Source organism: Limnobacter sp. (assembly GCF_036846585.1).
Lineage (GTDB): Bacteria > Pseudomonadota > Gammaproteobacteria > Burkholderiales > Burkholderiaceae_B > Limnobacter.
Map to the genome: position 1 here is coordinate 26,561 of NZ_DAIUBR010000018.1, position 18,174 is coordinate 44,734.

Annotated in this window: 18 protein-coding genes and 1 other RNA gene; 7 read left to right on the forward strand and 12 right to left on the reverse strand. The window is 53.4% G+C overall.

Features of this window, described 5'->3' with window-relative positions; translation table 11 throughout:
• Position 1: 1 nt before the first annotated feature.
• The gene (ilvD, locus tag V7028_RS09665; protein WP_334119875.1) at positions 2-1,690 is read right to left on the reverse strand and encodes a dihydroxy-acid dehydratase; all 1,689 of its coding nucleotides are present in this window, start codon (positions 1,688-1,690) and stop codon (positions 2-4) included.
• Positions 1,691-1,833: 143 nt separating this feature from the next.
• Between ilvD and lgt the strand changes: the two genes are divergently transcribed.
• Positions 1,834-2,655, forward strand: a complete 822-nt coding sequence (gene lgt / locus V7028_RS09670) for a prolipoprotein diacylglyceryl transferase (protein WP_334119876.1) — start codon at positions 1,834-1,836, stop codon at positions 2,653-2,655.
• On the opposite strand, the gene V7028_RS09675 is transcribed toward lgt, so the two are convergent.
• From V7028_RS09675 to V7028_RS09700, 6 genes are all read right to left on the reverse strand, one after another.
• Positions 2,652-3,467 carry a sulfite exporter TauE/SafE family protein gene (locus V7028_RS09675; protein ID WP_334119877.1) on the reverse strand — a complete coding sequence of 272 codons (816 nt, stop codon included), beginning with the start codon at positions 3,465-3,467 and terminating at the stop codon, positions 2,652-2,654. The two genes, lgt and V7028_RS09675, sit on opposite strands and share 4 nt — an antisense overlap.
• Before the next feature lie 63 nt (positions 3,468-3,530).
• Positions 3,531-3,711, reverse strand: a non-coding RNA gene (ssrS, locus tag V7028_RS09680) — 6S RNA.
• Positions 3,712-3,721: 10 nt separating this feature from the next.
• A complete protein-coding gene (locus V7028_RS09685) occupies positions 3,722-4,054 on the reverse strand; it encodes a cell division protein ZapA (RefSeq protein WP_334119878.1) in 333 nt (110 codons plus the stop codon).
• 1 nt (position 4,055) lies between these two features.
• Positions 4,056-4,283: a hypothetical protein gene (locus V7028_RS09690; protein WP_334119879.1), complete on the reverse strand. Its 228-nt coding sequence runs from the start codon at positions 4,281-4,283 to the stop codon at positions 4,056-4,058.
• A gap of 105 nt (positions 4,284-4,388) precedes the next feature.
• The gene (gene dapB, locus V7028_RS09695) at positions 4,389-5,210 is read right to left on the reverse strand and encodes a 4-hydroxy-tetrahydrodipicolinate reductase (protein WP_334119880.1); all 822 of its coding nucleotides are present in this window, start codon (positions 5,208-5,210) and stop codon (positions 4,389-4,391) included.
• Positions 5,211-5,216: 6 nt separating this feature from the next.
• Entirely contained in the window at positions 5,217-5,708 is a 492-nt protein-coding gene (locus V7028_RS09700; protein ID WP_334119881.1) for an outer membrane protein assembly factor BamE, read from the reverse strand.
• Between the two features lie 122 nt (positions 5,709-5,830).
• On the opposite strand from V7028_RS09700, the gene fur reads away from it, so the two are divergent.
• Entirely contained in the window at positions 5,831-6,259 is a 429-nt protein-coding gene (gene fur, locus V7028_RS09705) for a ferric iron uptake transcriptional regulator (RefSeq protein WP_305564386.1), read from the forward strand.
• Between the two features lie 4 nt (positions 6,260-6,263).
• Here the strand turns inward: fur and recN are convergent, their stop codons facing one another.
• Both recN and V7028_RS09715 read right to left on the reverse strand, forming a co-directional pair.
• A complete protein-coding gene (recN, locus tag V7028_RS09710; RefSeq protein WP_334119882.1) occupies positions 6,264-7,919 on the reverse strand; it encodes a DNA repair protein RecN in 1,656 nt (551 codons plus the stop codon).
• A complete protein-coding gene (locus tag V7028_RS09715) occupies positions 7,909-8,862 on the reverse strand; it encodes an NAD(+)/NADH kinase (RefSeq protein WP_334119883.1) in 954 nt (317 codons plus the stop codon). The genes recN and V7028_RS09715 overlap by 11 nt, the downstream gene beginning before the upstream one ends.
• A gap of 76 nt (positions 8,863-8,938) precedes the next feature.
• Between V7028_RS09715 and hrcA the strand changes: the two genes are divergently transcribed.
• From hrcA to dnaJ, 5 genes are all read left to right on the forward strand, one after another.
• Positions 8,939-9,958, forward strand: coding sequence for a heat-inducible transcriptional repressor HrcA (gene hrcA, locus V7028_RS09720; protein ID WP_334119908.1), 1,020 nt, complete (start codon positions 8,939-8,941; stop codon positions 9,956-9,958).
• Between the two features lie 65 nt (positions 9,959-10,023).
• The gene (gene hemH / locus V7028_RS09725) at positions 10,024-11,130 is read left to right on the forward strand and encodes a ferrochelatase (RefSeq protein WP_334119884.1); all 1,107 of its coding nucleotides are present in this window, start codon (positions 10,024-10,026) and stop codon (positions 11,128-11,130) included.
• Between the two features lie 135 nt (positions 11,131-11,265).
• Positions 11,266-11,868, forward strand: coding sequence for a nucleotide exchange factor GrpE (grpE, locus tag V7028_RS09730; protein WP_334119885.1), 603 nt, complete (start codon positions 11,266-11,268; stop codon positions 11,866-11,868).
• Positions 11,869-11,968: 100 nt separating this feature from the next.
• A complete protein-coding gene (gene dnaK, locus V7028_RS09735; RefSeq protein WP_334119886.1) occupies positions 11,969-13,918 on the forward strand; it encodes a molecular chaperone DnaK in 1,950 nt (649 codons plus the stop codon).
• 149 nt (positions 13,919-14,067) lie between these two features.
• The gene (gene dnaJ / locus V7028_RS09740) at positions 14,068-15,204 is read left to right on the forward strand and encodes a molecular chaperone DnaJ (protein WP_334119887.1); all 1,137 of its coding nucleotides are present in this window, start codon (positions 14,068-14,070) and stop codon (positions 15,202-15,204) included.
• 137 nt (positions 15,205-15,341) lie between these two features.
• Here dnaJ and V7028_RS09745 read toward each other — a convergent pair whose 3' ends face one another.
• The 3 genes from V7028_RS09745 to V7028_RS09755 are packed head-to-tail and all read right to left on the reverse strand — an operon-like array spanning position 15,342 to position 18,166.
• Complete coding sequence (locus V7028_RS09745; protein WP_334119888.1) at positions 15,342-16,220, reverse strand: segregation and condensation protein A; 879 nt, start codon at positions 16,218-16,220, stop codon at positions 15,342-15,344.
• Positions 16,221-16,231: 11 nt separating this feature from the next.
• Complete coding sequence (locus V7028_RS09750) at positions 16,232-16,414, reverse strand: DUF3460 family protein (RefSeq protein WP_334119889.1); 183 nt, start codon at positions 16,412-16,414, stop codon at positions 16,232-16,234.
• A 45-nt stretch (positions 16,415-16,459) separates the two neighbouring features.
• The gene (locus tag V7028_RS09755) at positions 16,460-18,166 is read right to left on the reverse strand and encodes a SulP family inorganic anion transporter (RefSeq protein ID WP_334119890.1); all 1,707 of its coding nucleotides are present in this window, start codon (positions 18,164-18,166) and stop codon (positions 16,460-16,462) included.
• Positions 18,167-18,174 lie beyond the last annotated feature (8 nt).

Sequence of the window (18,174 nt, forward strand, 5' to 3'; positions counted from 1 at the left end):
TTTACAGGTTCAGGTCGCCATCGGTTACTGCGCCTTTGCTGGCACTGCTGGCCAATGCGGCAAACTTCGCCAGCACGCCAGTGGTGTAACGTGGCTTGGGTTTCACCCAGCTTTCGCGACGCTTGGCCAGTTCTTCATCGCTTACGTTGATTTGCAGCAATTTCTGGTGTGCATCCATGGTGATGGAATCGCCTTCCTTGATCAGCGCAATAGGGCCACCGACGTAGGCCTCGGGCGCAACGTGACCCACCACCATGCCCCAGGTGCCGCCTGAAAAACGACCATCGGTGATCAAGCCCACTGTTTCGCCCAAGCCCTTGCCAATAATGGCCGAAGTGGGGGCCAGCATTTCAGGCATGCCGGGGCCGCCTTTCGGGCCCAGGTAGCGAAGAATAATCACATCGCCGTCTTTGATCTTGTCGCCCAAAATTGCATCCATTGCGCTTTGTTCGTCGTCAAACACCTTGGCTGGGCCGGTGATGACCGGGTTCTTCAAGCCGGTGATTTTGGCCACAGCGCCTTCAGGGGCCAGGTTGCCTTTCAGGATCGCCAGGTGGCCTTGCTTGTACAGGGCTTTTTCGATCGGCATGATCACGTTTTGATCAGCGCGGGGCACCGAAGGAATATCTGCCAGTGTTTCAGCAATTGTTTTTCCAGTGATGGTGATGCAATCGCCGTGCAGCAAGCCAGCATCGAGCAGAATTTTCATGACTTGGGGAATGCCGCCCGCATCGTGCAGGTCGGTTGCAACATACTGGCCGGAAGGCTTCAAGTTACAAATCACGGGTGTGCGAAGGCGCACGCGTTCAAAGTCTTCGTAGTCCCAAGCCACGTCAGCCGCCTTGGCAATGGCCAGAAAGTGCAGCACAGCGTTGGTGGAACCACCTGTGGCCATCAGCACGGCCACGGCGTTTTCAATCGATTTTTTGTTGATGATGTCGCGGGGCTTCAGGTCGTTACGCACGGCTTCGATCAGTACCCGGGCAGATTCTGCGGTGGACGTTACCTTTTCAGCATCAATGTTCGACATGGTGCTGGAATAGGGCAGGCTCATGCCCAATGCTTCGAAAGCAGAGCTCATGGTGTTGGCGGTGTACATGCCACCGCAAGAACCGGAGCTGGGGCAGGCGTTTTTCTCGATGCCTTTGAAGTCTTCTTCGCTCATGCGGCCAGCGGTGAATTCACCCACGGCTTCAAACGCAGAAACAATGGTTAAATCTTTGCCTTTGTAGCGCCCCGGTTTGATGGTGCCGCCGTACACGTAAATGCCGGGCACATTCATGCGGGCCATGCCGATCATGCCGCCGGGCATGTTCTTGTCGCAGCCTCCAATCACCAGCACGCCATCCATCCACTGGCCTTGCACCGCGGTTTCAATGCAGTCAGCAATCACTTCACGGCTTACCAGCGAATATTTCATGCCTTCGGTGCCCATGCTCATGCCATCGGAAATGGTAGGCGTGCCAAAAATTTGTGGGTTGCCGCCAGCCTCTTTCACTGCCGCCACGGCTGCATCAGCCAGGGGCTGCAAGCCGCTGTTGCAAGGCGTGATGGTGGAATGGCCGTTGGCAATGCCAATCATTGGGTTGTTGAAGTCTTCGTCTTTGTACCCCATGGCGAAGTACATCGCGCGGTTGGGCGAACGGGCCACGCCCTGGGTGATGTTCTTGGAACGTCGATTGATGCTCATTGCAAAAGCTCGCAGGTGGAATTGGATTCAAAACGAGAATTTACCATTTTATGACGTACCGCTGGGCGCATGAATGCCCTCATTCATCAACCGGTAGTCCTCAGGGCAGTACAATTGAGCGGTTTCCATATTCCGGGCTTCCCATGTTTGTTCATCCTGAATTTGATCCCATTGCCATTTCGATTGGGCCTGTGGCCATTCGCTGGTACGGTTTGATGTATCTGTTGGCCTTCGTGGCGTTCATCATGTTGGCTAAGCGCCGCTTGCATTTGTTTCCAGCCATCAAGGTGGTTGATGTGGACAACATGCTGACCTGGGCTGTATTGGGCGTTATTTTTGGCGGTCGTCTGGGTTATGTGCTTTTTTACAAACCCGACTATTACATTGCCAACCCCGCTGAAATTCTGGCGATTTGGGAAGGGGGCATGTCGTTTCACGGTGGCTTCCTTGGTGTGCTGCTGGTGTGTTTCATCTATGGCAGGTTCAAAGGCTGGAAGTTTTTCGATGTGATGGATTTTGTTGCACCGGCTGTGCCCATTGGTCTGGCCTTGGGGCGCTTGGGCAATTTCATCAACGGTGAGTTGTGGGGCCGCCCAACGGATGGTTGGTGGGGGGTTGTATTTCCCCAGGCAGGTGACGCCCTTGCGCGCCACCCTTCGCAGTTGTACCAAATGAGCCTGGAGGGCATTGCCCTGTTCATCGGTCTGTGGTGGTTTGCCAGCAAGCCTCGCCCACGCGCGGCAGTGTCTGCCTGGTTCTTGATTGGTTACGGTGCTGCCCGTTTTGTTGTTGAATACGCCCGCGAGCCTGACCGGTTTTTGGGTACCCTTTCTCTGGGCTTGTCGATGGGACAGTGGCTTTGCGTGCCGATGATTCTGGGCGGGATTGCGTTGTTGGCGTGGTCAAGGAACAAGCCCACCGGGCTTGACACCATGACTGCCTTGTTGAAACAACAAAAAGCTTAAAACCCGGTGCTTGCTTTGTAGATCATTGAAAGGGCGATGAATGTCAGCAAAATTGCGAAAATCCGTTTGATCTTTTTGACAGGTAGCGTGTGTGCCAGCTTTGCACCTTGCGGCGCAAAGAACACGCTCAAGCCTGCCACGCATACCACGGCGGGCAGGTACACATAACCCAGCGAACCGGGTGGCATGCCTTGCAGGTGCAAGCCGTTGATGACGTAGCCAATACTGGCAAACACAGCAATTGGCAGGCCCAGAGCCGCTGATGTGGCCACTGCATTGCGCAGTGGCACATTGCTCCACACCATGAACGGTACGGAAATAAAACCGCCGCCCGCACCCACAATGCTTGAAACGGTGCCAATCACCGTGCCCACACCGGTAAGCCCCGCTGCTTTGGGCAGGGTTCGTGTGGGCTTGGGTTTTTTGTCTGCGTACAACTGGTAGGCCGAGAAAAACACAAAAATACCGAACACCAAGGCCAGTTCACGGGTTGGCAGGTAGGAAACAATTTTTGAACCGATGAAGCCACCAATTAAAATGCCGGGGGTCAGGAATTTCACGATGTCCCAACGCACGGCCCCTGCCTTGTGGTGGGCGCGCGCGCTTGAAATACTGGTGAAAATAATGATGGCCAGTGATGTGGCAATGGCCGAGTGCACCACGTGTTCAACCGGTACACCCTGACCCACCATCAGGAAGGTGAGAAACGGCACCAGCAGCATGCCGCCGCCGATGCCCAACAAACCGGCCAACACGCCGCTGATAACGCCCAACACAAGTAGGGAAACAATAAATACCGGGTCAAATATCATGTATGAAACCAAAACAGGCACAAAAAAAGAGGCGACTGAACTTGGGTTCAATCGCCCCGGTGTGGGGTCTCTGCCGATGCCATACTGGCCCGATCCCTGAACCTAGGGTTCAAGTGGGTCGCAGTATTGAAGTCTTCAGGTTTCCCTGACTAAGAGGGAATCACACCGACTTCGAAAAGTCCGCAACCGGGATCACAGATATTGGTTCACGGAATACTGACCAATACGGGCACGGCAGAGATTAAACGAATTATCTATTCGAACAAATCGGCGTTTTTGGGCTTGCCGGCCAGGTTGCTTAAACTGCTGTCAACCATTTGTTCTATGGCCTCGATTTTACGCTCAATCGTCTCAATGTCCAGCCCTAAAACGGGGTTGGACGGATTACTTCCAACGAGCGATTCGTGGGCGATCTGCAAAGCCGCCATGACAGCGATTTTATCGAGCCCAACAACCTTGCCAGTGTTGCGGATGCTCGACATTTTGGTTTCTACAATATTCACAGCCTGCTGCAAGGCAGCGCGTTCTTCGGGTTTGCAGGCAATGCGAAATTCCCGACCCATGATTTTGACGTCAAGTGCTTCCAATTTATTCCTCCGCGTTCAGTTCCAGTTCAGGGAACCATTGGTTCAGCATTTGATTGATCTGCCCCTGGGCGTGATTCACTTTTTTGTGCAGTTGCTCGTTTTCGCGACGCAAGGCTTCGATTTGTTCTTTGGTGACTTTGCTTTCATACCGACTTTGTTCAAGCGCTTTGGCCAGGCTGGACACTTTCACTTGAAGTTCGTCGAGTTTCGCAAGCAGGGATTGCGTCATTGGCTGGCTCCATCTTCGAGTGGATTCACTCTAGGGTTACTGTTGTGTGTATTTTAACCAGACTATACAGGCGCTTACGGCAATCTACTACAGTTTTGCATGAGGTTAAAACAAAGTTTTCAGGCCCAGTACGTCTTGCATGTCAAACAAGCCCTTGTTTTGGTTCATTAAAAACTGCGCAGCGCGAATTGAGCCTTGCGCGTAGGTCATCCGGCTTGATGACTTGTGGGTAATTTCAATTCGTTCGCCCGCACCGGCAAAGAGTACAGTGTGGTCGCCCACAATGTCGCCACCGCGAATGGTGGAAAAGCCGATGGTGCCCGCCTTGCGTTCACCAGTGATGCCTTCGCGGGCAAACACACCCACGTCTTGCAGGTCAACGCCCAATCCATTGGCAATGACTTCGCCCATGCGCAGCGCTGTGCCCGAAGGTGCGTCTACTTTTTTGCTGTGGTGGGCTTCTATGATTTCAATGTCGTAGCCTTGGGCCAGAATTTTGGCGGCCACTTCCAGCAATTTGAATGTGGCATTCACGCCGACTGCCATATTGGGTGACCACACCATGGCCACCTTTTCTGAGGCTTGTTTGAGTTCTTCCAGTTGCTTGGGCTCGAAGCCGGTGGTGCCGATCACGGCTTTCACACCATGTTTTTCGCACAGGGTGAGGTGGTGCAGTGTGCCCTCGGGTCGGGTGAAGTCGATCAGTACATCGGCTTTGGACAAGGCCGCATCGGCGTCTCCTGTCACAAGCACACCCGAGGAAATGCCCATGAAATCGCCAGCATCGCGCCCAATGCTGGTCGAGCCTGCCTGGTCAAACGCACCAGCCAGTTCGCAATCCGGATGGTTCAAAATGGCTTCGATCAAAGTTTTGCCCATGCGCCCACTGGCGCCGGCAATTGCAATTTGAATGGGCTTGTTGTTCATGGCAGTTTATTTAAGTACGGGTGCACGATCCGAGCCGCCCACCGGGGATTCGGAATCTTTGATGTCGTCGGCCGGCTTTTCAGACGGCAGCGGTTCGGTGGGTACTTTGCCGCCTGCGTCTGGGCCCAGCACATCGGTGGGGTCTGCAGGCAGGTTTTCGCCGCCGTGGCGGGTTACGGAATTGTTCTCGAAAATCACGGTGTATCGGGATTGGGTGGTTTCACCATTTGCGCGAAGCAGCCGGTACACGTAATCCCAGCGGTTGCTGTGAAATGCGTCATTGAGCAGCGGTGTGCCCAGAATAAAACGAACTTGTTCCTTGGTCATTCCCACTTGCAACTTGGCAACATCTTGCTGGGTCACGAAGTTGCCTTGCTGAATATCAAACTTGTAAGGCTTGACAAACGAGGGGACGTAGTTGTCGGGAATAATTGAACAGGCCGACACCCCAAGGGCGAGCACTGAGCAAAAAATCAAATTCAGTCGTAAAATACGCATTGTTTTGTGAATTCGCATGTGAAGTGGGAACAGAGTACCTTATCCGGTGCGTTAACTTGTCCTGCAAAGGCGTTATCATAAGCTAGTTGAACCCGATTAAGCCTCAGAATGGTACCAAAGTCATGACTACAGCAACGGATCTAAAAAGCATTGGTTTAAAGGCAACGCTGCCACGAATGAAAATTCTGGAATTGTTCCAAAGCGGGAGCCACCGTCACCTTAGCGCGGAAGACGTGTACAAACTGTTGCTGCAAGAGGATCTGGACATTGGCCTGGCCACTGTTTACCGTGTTTTAACGCAGTTTGAGCAGGCTGGTTTACTGGCCCGCCAGCACTTTGAAACCGGCAAGTCGGTGTTTGAATTGAACGAGGGCGCGCACCATGACCATTTGGTGTGCGTGCAGTGCGGCAAGGTGGTCGAATTTTTTGACGAGGAAATTGAGCGCCGCCAGAAAATGATTGCGAAGGACCGCGGGTTTGAACTTCACGATCATGCCTTGTCGCTTTACGGTTCCTGCACCAAGAAAGACTGCGAGAACCGCAGAAAGTAAATTGTTACTGACTTGCCGAGGCAATCATTTCGTGCGCTGCTGTGCGTGTGGCCTCGGTGATCACCTGTCCACCCAGCATGCGTGCAATTTCCTCTACGCGGGCTTTGGTTTCAAGTTGAACAATTTTTGACCGCGTTGTTTGCGCGGAAATGTCTTTGCTCACCTGAAAGTGGTTGTGCCCCTGCGCCGCCACCTGGGGCAGATGGGTCACACACAGCACTTGCTTGTTTTTGGCCAGAAGGCGCAGGTAGCGCCCCACGGTTTCAGCCACTGCGCCGCCAATACCACTGTCTACTTCATCGAATATCAAAGTAGGTACAGGCGTGCTTTCTACGGTGTTTACCGTAATGGCCAGGCTGATCCGCGCCAGTTCACCACCCGAGGCTACTTTTTGAATGGCCTGTGGCGTGACACCGGGGTGGCCTGCCACACGGAATTCAATCGCGTCGCTGCCTTTGGCGCAGGGGTCGCCCTTGGCCACATCCACCACAAACACACCGCCCTGCATGCTCAGCGTTTGCATCGATTCAGTAACCCGTTTGGACAAGGCTTGGGCGGCCTTCTTGCGCGCTGTTGTCAACAGGCTTGCCTGTGTTTCATAGGTTTGCCGTGCTGCAGTCAATTCTTTCTGCAGTTTTTCTACATCAAAGCCCTCTTCAAGGCCTTTGATTTCGGATTGAACGCTTTCCAGCTCAAAATGAAGTGTTTCGGGTTGAATGCGCAACTTGCGTGCAGTTTCATGCCACAAGGACATGCGTGCTTCAACTTGCGCCAAGGTGTCGGGGTCCAGATCGCTGTGTTTCAGGTAGTGGCTCAAATCGTAGCTGGCTTCGCGAATCAGGATTTCGCCTTCCGACAGTGTTTTTACCACGCCTTCAAGCGCGGAGTCGCGGGTACTGAGGTGACTCAGTTTTTCGATCACATGCGTTAGCTGGTCGAGCAGTGCATTTTCGTTTTGCGACAGCACATCGCTTGCGTGTTGGGTGCCCTCGATCAATTCAGCGCCATGGCTTAAGCGGTCAAAGTCGCTGCTCAGTGTTTCCCACTCGCCAGGTTTGGGCGCTACTTTGGTCAGCGAATCCATTTTCCATTGCAGGTTTTCAAGGCGGGCGGCCCGGTCTTCCTGGCTGCTTTGGGCTTGCTTCAAGGCTTTTTCAGCGCTTTTAAGAAGGGAATACGCCTGCGATATGTGTTGAACCAGCGGGCCGTGCTGACCAAAATCATCCAGCAGGCGCAACTGCTCACCGGGTTTGGCCAGGGTTTGAAAGGCGTGTTGACCATGAATGTCGATCAGTGTTTCTGACAATTCTTTCAATGTACTTGCGGGCACCGGTGTGCCATTGATGTAGGCCTTGGATCGACCATTCGATTCGATGGCCCGGCGCAGGTGCATCTCGCCCTCGCTGCAATCAATGGATTGTTCATCCAGAATAGCTTTGGCCGCCGGGTTGATCTCGAACACAGCGGTGATGTTGGCGCGTTCACAACCTTCGCGAACCTGTGAGGCATCAGCGCGTGCGCCCAGGCACAGCGACAGGGCATCAATCAAAATTGATTTGCCCGCGCCGGTTTCACCGGACAGCACCGACATGCCCTGCGCAAAATGCAAATCGAGTTTGTCGACAATAACGAAATCCTGAATGGTCAAACTATTTAGCATGGCCGCTGTCTCTAAGTCCGCGTGTTCTGTGGGGGGCTTCTGTAGGGCTTGCACTCCAGTGCAGTTTTTGCCGCAACATGGCGAAGTAATCATAGCGCGCCGGGTGCAAAAGCTGGATAGGGTGTGGTGACACCTTGATCCGTATTTGGTCACCCACTTTGGCGCGGCCGTTGAACTGCATGTCGAAGTGCACGCCGGTTTGTTTGCCGCCCGTCACAAAAATATCGATTGTGCTGTGCTGGGGCAGGGCAATGGGGCGGTTGGTCAGTGCGTGCGGTGCCACTGGCACAATCAGCAAGCCGGCAAGGCTGGGGTGCAGTATGGGCCCGTCTGCCGACAAGGCGTAGGCTGTTGAGCCGGTGGGGGTTGAAACAATCAGGCCGTCTGCACGCAGGTCGTACATGAAGGTGCCGTCAACTTCCACACGCAGTTCAACCATGCCGCCCACAATACCGCGGCTGATCACAATGTCGTTCAGGGCGATGTGATTTTCAACCACTTTGCCTTGTCGCAAAATCTGGCCTTGCAGGTAGGCACGTGCTTCTGAAACAGATTGGCCCTTGATGGTGTCGATCAGGGTGGGGTTGATGTCGTCCAGGCGAATGTCGGTCAAAAAGCCCAGGCGGCCCTGGTTAATGCCAATCAGAGGGATATTGCAATCGGCCAGCTCGCGGGCGGTGCCTAGAAATGTACCGTCGCCACCAATGATGACCGCAATTTTTGCTTTCTTCTTGATCTGTTCAAGATTGGCAAATTCGAAATTAGGGTGATCGTCTTCGGCCTTGCTTTTTCTGGAGGTGCTGCGGGTCAACATGGAATCGCAGACCAGCACGTTGAACGCGTTTGCGGCCAACAGGTCAACCACACTTCGCCAAATGGCCTGTTTTGGGGAGGCGCCATGTTTGGCAAACACGGCAATGCACATCCCTTTCTGTTTTGGCATTCTTGATTCCCTGTTTTTGTCGTAAAGTGAGGCCTGAGACCCAATCGTATCGCAACACGCATTTGAAGTGACATTGATGATAGACGAACGCGCCCGTTCCATATTGAAAACATTGGTTGAAAGGTACATTACCGAGGGTAGCCCCGTGGGTTCGCGGGCCTTGTCGAAGTGGTCTACCCTGGATTTGAGTCCGGCCACCATTCGAAATGTCATGGCCGACCTTGAGGAATTGCGGCTGGTGGTGTCGCCGCACACCTCTGCTGGCCGCGTGCCCACACCGCAGGGTTACCGCATGTTTGTGGATTCCCTGCTCACTGTGAAGCCCTTGGCCATTGACGTTCAAACCGCATTAAGCGGCGGCATTCAACGCGAAGACCCAAACCGTGTGCTGAGCAAGGCGGTGAACCTGCTTTCCAGTTTGTCCTCGTTTGCAGGGGTTATTACTGCACCGAGAAAAGCCGCACTGTTTCGCCACGTTGAGTTTTTAAGTTTGTCTGAACGCAAGGTGTTGCTGATTATCGTGACGCCCGATGGTGATGTGCAAAATCGCATCCTGATTGTTGAAAAGCCATACACGCAGAGCGAATTGACCATGGCTGCGAATTTCTTCAACCAGCATTTTGCGGGTTTGACCTTTCAACAGGCCAAACAGCGCCTGTCCGAGGAACTGCACCAAATCAGCCAGGACATCAGCAAGCTGATGCAAGCCGCAGTGAATGCGGGTACGGAAGCCGAGGAAAGCCAGTCTGACGGGGTGATGTTCTCTGGTGAGCGCAAGTTGATGGAGGTGTCGGATTTGTCCACCGACATGGAAAGGCTGAAAAAAATGTTCGGTGTATTCGAGCAGCGCACCGCCTTGTTGCGTTTGCTGGAAAGTTCTAACCGGGCCGAGGGCGTGCAGATTTTCATTGGTGGGGATTCAAGCCTGGTGCCGATGGAGGAAATGAGCGTGATTTCTGCTCCCTACCAGGTCAATGGCGAGGTGGTGGGCACTTTGGGCGTGATCGGACCGACCCGCATGGCCTACGAGCGTTTGATCCCGATTGTGGACATCACATCGAAGCTGGTGTCTTCGGCATTGTCTGATCCGGACTAAGGGTAGCCATACCCTTCACAGGGTTTGGGTATACTTTCAGGCTTGATGTTCACTAGGTAGTATTCATGCGCACCGAAGCCCCTTTCCGTCACGGCACGCCTCAAAAAACGGCAGTGCTGCTTGTCAACCTGGGTACCCCCGACCATGCGGACACACCATCGCTTCGGCGTTACCTAAAGGAATTTCTTTCAGACCCTCGCGTTGTGGAAATTCCAAGGTTGATCTGGTGGATTATTTTAAACTGCATTATTTTGCAGATTCGCCCCAAAAAATCTGCAGCCAAATATGCAACCGTGTGGACCGATGAAGGCTCGCCTTTGCTGGCCATTGGCAAGCAACAGGTCAAAGTACTCAGCGACGCTTTCAAAGCCAGGCGCTGGGATGTGCGTGTTGAACTGGCAATGCGCTATGGCAACCCGTCGGTGGCCAGCCGCATGGATCAGCTTCGCAAAGATGGTTACGACCATGTGTTGGTGTTCCCGCTGTACCCACAATATGCTGCCGCCACCACCGCTTCTGTGTTTGATGCGGTATTCGATTGGGCCAAGCCCGTGCGCAACATTCCTGAATTGCGTTTGGTGAAGCACTATCATGACCACCCGGCCTACATTCATGCGCTGGCCGAAAGCGTGCGCAAGCACTGGCAGGCCAACGGCAAACCGAATTTCACGCAGGGCGATGTGTTGCTGTTCAGCTTTCATGGCGTACCAGAAATGACGCTGCTAAAGGGCGACCCCTACCATTGCGAGTGCCAAAAAACCGCGCGCTTGCTGGCCGAAGAACTGGGGCTGCAAAAAGGCAATTACCGGGTCACCTTTCAAAGCCGGTTCGGCAAGGCCAAATGGCTTGAACCCTACACGGACAAAACATTGCAGGCTTTGGGGCAGGCGGGCACCAAGCGCATTGATGTGATGTGCCCCGGTTTCATGGCCGATTGCCTTGAAACACTGGAGGAAATTAACCAGGAAGGCCGCGAAGACTTTCAGCACGCAGGTGGTGGCGAGTTTCACTATATTGCCTGTTTGAACGATAGCGATTTGTCAGCGGCCATGCTGTCTGAAATTACCGCACAGCACATGCAGGGGTGGCCGGTCGACATGGGGTATGAAGAATCCATGGCGCATGAACTGGCTGAAAGCCGAAAACTGGCGCTTGAAATGGGCGCGCAGTAAGAATTTTCTGCAATTAATGGCAAATAGTGGACCTTGGGGGCTTGAAATTCACGTTCAAGCCCCCATTTGCCGTCCAGTGTGGGGGCGATGGGTGTGTGCTTGTCGCCTCCTTTAAATTCATTTGGAGGAAAAGACATGTCAGAACCCACTGGAAAGCCGAGCGTCGACGAACAAACGTCAGCCGCCCAGGCCCCAGAAGGTCAGCAGCAAGGTGCGCAGACCCAAGGTGAAACCGAGCAGGCTGTTCAGCAAGAAGCACCTCAAGACGAAGTTTCTGTGCTGAAAGCTGCGCTGGAAAATGCGCACCATGAGGTTGAGAAGTCCAAGGAAGTGTATTTGCGCCTGGCTGCTGACATGGAAAACCTGCGTCGCCGCACTCAGGACGATGTGGCCAAGGCCCACAAGTACGCGATTGAATCTTTTGCTGAGTCGCTTGTGCCTGTGCGCGACAGCCTGGAAATGGCGCTCGCCGTTGAAAATCAAACCCCGGAAGCGTTGAAAGACGGTGTGGCTGCAACCTTGCGCCAGCTTGAGGCCGCATTTGAGCGCGGCAAGGTGGTGGTGTTGAACCCCGTGGGCGAGAAGTTTGATCCGAACAGGCACCAGGCCGTGGCCATGGTGCCCGGCAGTTCAGTAGAGCCAGCGGTGGCACCCAACCATGTGGTGATGGTGCTGCAAAAGGGTTACCTGATTAATGATCGCGTGCTGCGACCTGCTTTGGTGTCGGTCGCGCAATAAATTGTTGAACCGGGTCTAAAGACCCCTTGAACTACAGGGCTTTAGCCCCATATTGGTTTTAACTGAAAATTGACAGAATCTGGAAATTACGGAGAAATTCATGGGAAAAATTATCGGCATTGACTTGGGAACCACCAATTCTTGCGTTGCAGTGTTTGAAGGTGGTGGCTACAAAGTCATCGAAAATTCTGAAGGTGCGCGCACAACCCCTTCCATCATTGCTTACATGGAAGACGGTGAAATTCTGGTGGGTGCACCCGCCAAGCGCCAGGCTGTAACCAACCCCAAGAACACCCTGTACGCTGTAAAGCGCCTGATCGGTCGCAAGTTTGAAGACGATGAAGTGCAAAAAGACATCGACATGATGCCTTTCACTATCATGAAAGCCGACAACGGCGATGCATGGGTCAGTGTGCGCGACCAGAAATTGGCCCCCCCCCAGGTGTCGGCTGAAGTGCTTCGCAAGATGAAGAAAACCGCCGAAGATTATCTGGGCGAAGAAGTGACTGAGGCCGTGATTACAGTGCCCGCTTACTTCAACGACAGCCAGCGCCAGGCCACGAAAGACGCAGGTCGCATTGCTGGCCTGGATGTCAAGCGCATCATTAACGAACCCACCGCTGCAGCGTTGGCTTTCGGCATGGACAAGGCCGAGAAGGGAGATCGCAAAATTGCGGTGTATGACTTGGGCGGTGGTACGTTTGACGTGTCCATCATTGAAATTGCCGACATCGACGGTGAAAAGCAGTTTGAAGTGTTGTCGACTAACGGCGACACCTTCCTGGGTGGTGAAGACTTCGACCAGCGCATTATTGACCACATCATCGACGAGTTCAAAAAGAATAACGGCGTTGATTTGTCCAAAGACCCGATCGCATTACAGCGTATCAAGGCTGCTGCCGAGCGCGCGAAGATCGAGTTGTCCTCTTCACAGCAAACAGAAATCAACGAGCCCTACATTGCGATGGCCAATGGCGCACCCGTGCACCTGACCACCAAGTTGAGCCGTTCCAAACTGGAAGCCCTGGTTGAAGACCTGATCGCCCGCACTGTAGAGCCGATGAAAATGGCATTGAAAGATGCAGGTTTGTCTACTTCACAAATTGACGACATCATTTTGGTGGGCGGCATGACCCGCATGCCAAAAGTGCAGGAAGCGGTGAAGAACTTCTTCGGCAAAGAGCCTCGCAAAGACGTGAACCCCGACGAGGCCGTGGCCGCAGGTGCCGCAATTCAGGGTTCCGTGTTGAGTGGTGACCGCAAAGACGTGTTGCTGCTGGATGTGTCGCCACTGTCACTGGGTATTGAAACCATGGGCGGCGTGATGACCAAGATGATCGAGAAAAACACGACTATCCCCACCAAGTTCAGCCAGGTGTTTTCAACTGCAGACGACAACCAACCTGCCGTAACCATCAAGGTGTTCCAGGGTGAGCGCCAGATGGCGAATGACAACAAAAGCCTGGGTGAATTCAACCTGGAAGGCATTCCACCCGCACCACGCGGTGTGCCCCAGATTGGAGTGACTTTCGACATTGATGCAAACGGTATTTTGCATGTGTCAGCGAAAGACAAGGGCACTGGCAAAGAAAACAAGATTGTGATCAAGGCCAATTCTGGTTTGAGTGAAGACGAAATCCAGAAAATGGTGAAAGACGCCGAAGCCAATGCGGCCGACGATGCCAAGCGCCGTGAACTGGCCGAAGCCAAAAACCAGGCCGATGCGCTGGTGCACAGCACCCGCAAGAGCTTGGGCGAATATGGCGACAAGCTGGAAGCAGGCGAGAAGGAAAAAATTGAAGCTGCATGCAAGGCTTTGGAAGAAGCTGCCAAAGGTGACGACAAAGAAACAATTGATGCCCGCACCAAGGAGTTGGCGGAATCAGCCCAAAAGCTGGGTGAAAAAATGTACGCCGACATGCAGGCCCAACAGGCTGCTGAAGGTGCTGCAGAGGGTGCTGCGCCCGGCGGTGGTGATCAGCAGTCTGCTTCCAGAAATGATGCCGATGATGTGGTCGACGCTGATTTCAAGGAAGTGAAAGACAAGTAATTGGGGTAGCGGGGCGCCTTTTGGCGTTCCGCATGAAACCAAGGGCACACTGGTTGGCTGCATATTCTGCAGTTTTTCAGTGAAGCCCTTTTTGTACGAATAAAAGCAGTAATTCGCGAACACCGTGAACTGCACGAATTGAGACTGACATGGCAAAACGGGACTTCTACGACATTTTGGGTGTACAAAAAAATGCCACGGACGATGATCTGAAAAAAGCTTATCGAAAAATGGCGATGAAGTATCACCCCGACCGCAACCCCAACAATGCGGATGCGGAAGCCAAGTTCAAAGAGGCCAAAGAGGCCTATGAGATGTTGACCGATCCCCAAAAACGCTCTGCTTACGATCGTTATGGCCATGCTGGTGTTGATCCCAATATGGGCGCTGGCGGCGGTGGTGCAGGTGGCTTTAATGATTTCTCGGATGCCTTTGGCGACATATTCGGCGACATTTTCGGTGGCCGTGCGGGCGGGGGCGGTGGTTCTCGTCAATCCCAGATGTACCGGGGTTCAGACCTGAAGTACAACATGGAAATTACGCTGGAACAGGCCGCAAAGGGTTTCGATACGCAGATCCGTGTGCCAGTGTGGGACAACTGCGGAACCTGTTCAGGCAGTGGCGCAAAGCCTGGTACCAAGCCTGAAACCTGTTCCACCTGTGGTGGTTCTGGCGCGGTGCGCATGACCCAAGGCTTTTTCAGTGTTCAACAAACCTGCCCCAAATGCCATGGCACAGGCAAAATGATTCCGCACCCTTGTCACGATTGTGAAGGCTTGGGTCGCAAGAAAACCAACAAAACACTGGAGGTGAAAGTGCCTGCCGGCATTGACGATGGCATGCGCATTCGCTTGAGTGGCAAAGGCGAGCCTGGCGTGAATGGTGGCCCAGCGGGCGACCTGTACGTTGAGGTGCACTTGAAAGAACACTCGGTGTTTCAGCGCGATGGTGATGACCTGCATTGTGAAATGCCAATTTCCTTCGCTGCGGCGGCATTGGGCGGCACCATTGAAGTGCCCACCCTGGGCGGCAAAGCATCGTTTGATATTCCCGAGGGCACGCAAACCGGTAAAACATTCCGCTTGCGTGGCAAGGGCATCAAGGGTGTGCGTTCATCTTACCCTGGCGACTTGTTCTGCCACATTGTGGTGGAAACGCCGGTGCGTTTGTCGGACCGGCAGAAAGAATTGCTCAAGGAATTCGAGGTTTCCTGCACGGCGGATGGTGACAAGCATTCGCCACGGGCGAAGGGATGGATGGACAAGGTGAAGGACTTCTTTGGTTGAATGTTGATGTGGAATTGTGGTGATTGGTGATTTGCAGTACGCCACTCATTCTGCCTTGATCAAGTCGAATTCCCCTGTTTGATACAGGCTCAGGGCATGCGACTTCGCATATGCACTGGAACAAAGTAAGCGACTACTTAAGCAGGAACGATGTTGTCTGCGCTGCTGCCGCCCGTGGCTTCGTAGCCCAAGCGCACATAGATGGGCGCAAACGGCTCGGCCTGGGTTACCTTCACCAATCCCTCGCGCGTCAGTTCAAGCATGGCAATGAAGTTCACCACGACAACAGGCACTCCGCGTTCAATGTCGAACATGTCGAAAAATTCGACGAATTTTTGAGTTTGAAGGCGACGCAGAATCATGGTCATGTGCTCGCGCACCGACAATTCTTCACGGGAAATGGTGTGTGCTTTCACCAGTGATGCACGGCGCAAGATGGCCTGCCATGCATCGCGAAGTTCATCGGGGTTTACATCCGGGAATCGCTCAACGGTGTTGGGGTCGTGATATGCGTGGGCAATCCAGAAATCGCGACCAACCAGGGGTACTCTGTCCAGTTCTTGGGCAGCCAGTTTCATTTGCTCGTATTCAATCAAGCGGCGCGCCAATTCCGCGCGCGGATCTTCCGCTTCTTCTTGCCCTTCTTTCGGGATGACTGGCAACAGCATGCGTGACTTGATTTCAATCAGCATGGCGGCCATGAGCAGGTATTCGGCAGCCAGTTCAAGGTTGCGTGTGCGAATTTCTTCAACGTAGGTGAGGTATTGGCGGGTCAGCTCCGCCATGGGAATGTCGAGAATGTTGAAGTTTTGCTTGCGAATCAGATACAGCAGCAAGTCCAGCGGCCCTTCAAATGCCTCCAGAAAAATTTCCAGCGCATCGGGCGGAATGTACAGGTCTTTGGGCATGTTGAACAGCGGCGAACCATACAAACGGGCCAGCCCAACGCCGTCTACTGTGTTGGGTGTGCTGTCTTTGGGTGTCAGTGTACTGACATCATCCAGGTCGCTGTTCAATTGCGGGCTGCTTACTTGGTTTGGTACACGTAGGGCTTCTGGGGCACTTTGGCTTTTTCAAAGCCTTCTTGAAGGGTGCGGTCCAGTTGTTTGTCCCACAGCAGGGATCTGCCTTTTCGCTGTTCACCTTCAAGGTGAGGGCGCTCGTTCTTGAGCTGGGTCAAAAACTGGCTTGCTTCAGATTCGTATTTCATGGTGGTGCACCAAACAAATGGTTTAAAAGGAATTTTTTCATTTTATCAGGCGCCAGCCTGATCCTCGATGGAAATTGCATGGGCGTGCAATATCGCCAATGAAAAGTCCTCCTGAATTTGCCCTGGCAGCAGCTGGGCGGAAAAACCACTGCGTTTGAACAGGGACAAAGCCTGATTGTTCAAACCACAAAAAACCAGTGTGTGGCCTGCGCGTTGCAGTTCGGCGTTCAATTCTTCCAGCCCTTCCAGTGCAGTGGTATCGATTGAAATGGTTTGATGCAGGTCGAGAATCAGCACTTTGGTGGATTTTTTGGTGTTCAAAATCAGGTTTTCAATTTTGCCGACCACCGCAAAGAAGAGTGATCCGTAGATTTTGTAAGCCACGATGCCTTTGGCGCGGTCTTCATCTTTCAGGTAAATGGGGATGAATTCCGTCAGGGTTGAAACCCTGTAGATGAAAAACACACCGGCCAACACCAAACCAACTTGCACGGCCACTGTAAGGTCAACGATGACCGTTAACAGGAATGTGGCCAGCATGATGACTTTGTAAATTGTGCTGTACTGTTTAAGTTTCGGAAATTCGCGCCACTCGCCCATGTTGTAGGCTACAAACATCAGCACCGCCGACAGCACGGCCAGCGGTATGTGGAATGCCAGGGGGGCGGCCACCAGCATGATGATCAGCAAGGTAAACGCGTGAACAATGCCGGCAACCGGGGAATTACCACCCGAACGAATGTTGGTTACTGTGCGGGCAATAGTGCCCGTGGCGGGCATGCCCCCAAACAGGGGCGAAGCCATGTTTGCCAAACCCTGAGCCATTAATTCCTGATTGGGGTCGTGCTTTTCATGGGTAATTCCATCGGCTACGCGGGCACACAACAGCGATTCAATTGCGCACAGGAAGGCAATGGTGAGGGTAGGGCCGATCAGTGTTTGAATGCTGGCCAATTCGATTGACGGCCAGGCCACGGTGGGAAGGCTGCGCGGAATTTCTCCAAACTTACTGCCGATGGTTTCTACATTCAGTCCAAGACTGAATGAAATCAAAGTGCCCACGACCAGCAGCAACACCGAGCCAGGAACACTTTGCAGAATTTTAGGGAATGCACCTTCAGTGCGGTTTTTGCCAAGCAGTCCAAATAACCTGGGCCACACAAAAAGGAAAGTGAGGCTGAGGCTGGCCAACAAGAATGCAGACCAGTTCAAGCCGGGTATGGCTTGAAGCAAGGCCCAGTTTTTTTCGAAGAAGTTGCCTTGAATTGTGTCAATGTTCAGGCCGAAGAAGTCTTTGACTTGCGACAGCGCGATCAACACTGCAATGCCGTTGGTGAAACCGATCACAATGCTGACCGGGATCAGCCTGATCAGACTGCCCAACCCGGTCAGCCCCATCAGAAAAAGAAGGGCGCCTGCCATCAAGGTGCAGGCAATCAAATTGGCCACGCCGTACTGGTTAACAATGCCCAGCACCACCACAATGAATGCCCCGGCGGGGCCACCAATTTGATAGTTGGATCCGCCAAATGCGGAAATGATGAAGCCCGCCACGATGGCAGTGAACAAACCGGTTTGGGGTTCAAGCCCGCTGGCAATCGCAAAGGCCATGGCCAGGGGCAGGGCGACTACACCCACGGTGACACCCGCCCCCAGGTCTTTCAGAAATCGCCGGGAATTGTATCCCTGCATGCTTTCCACGATGCGTGGTTTGAACGGCTTAAGCGTTTTCAGAAACTGGGGGGTGGCCATGCTTTCCT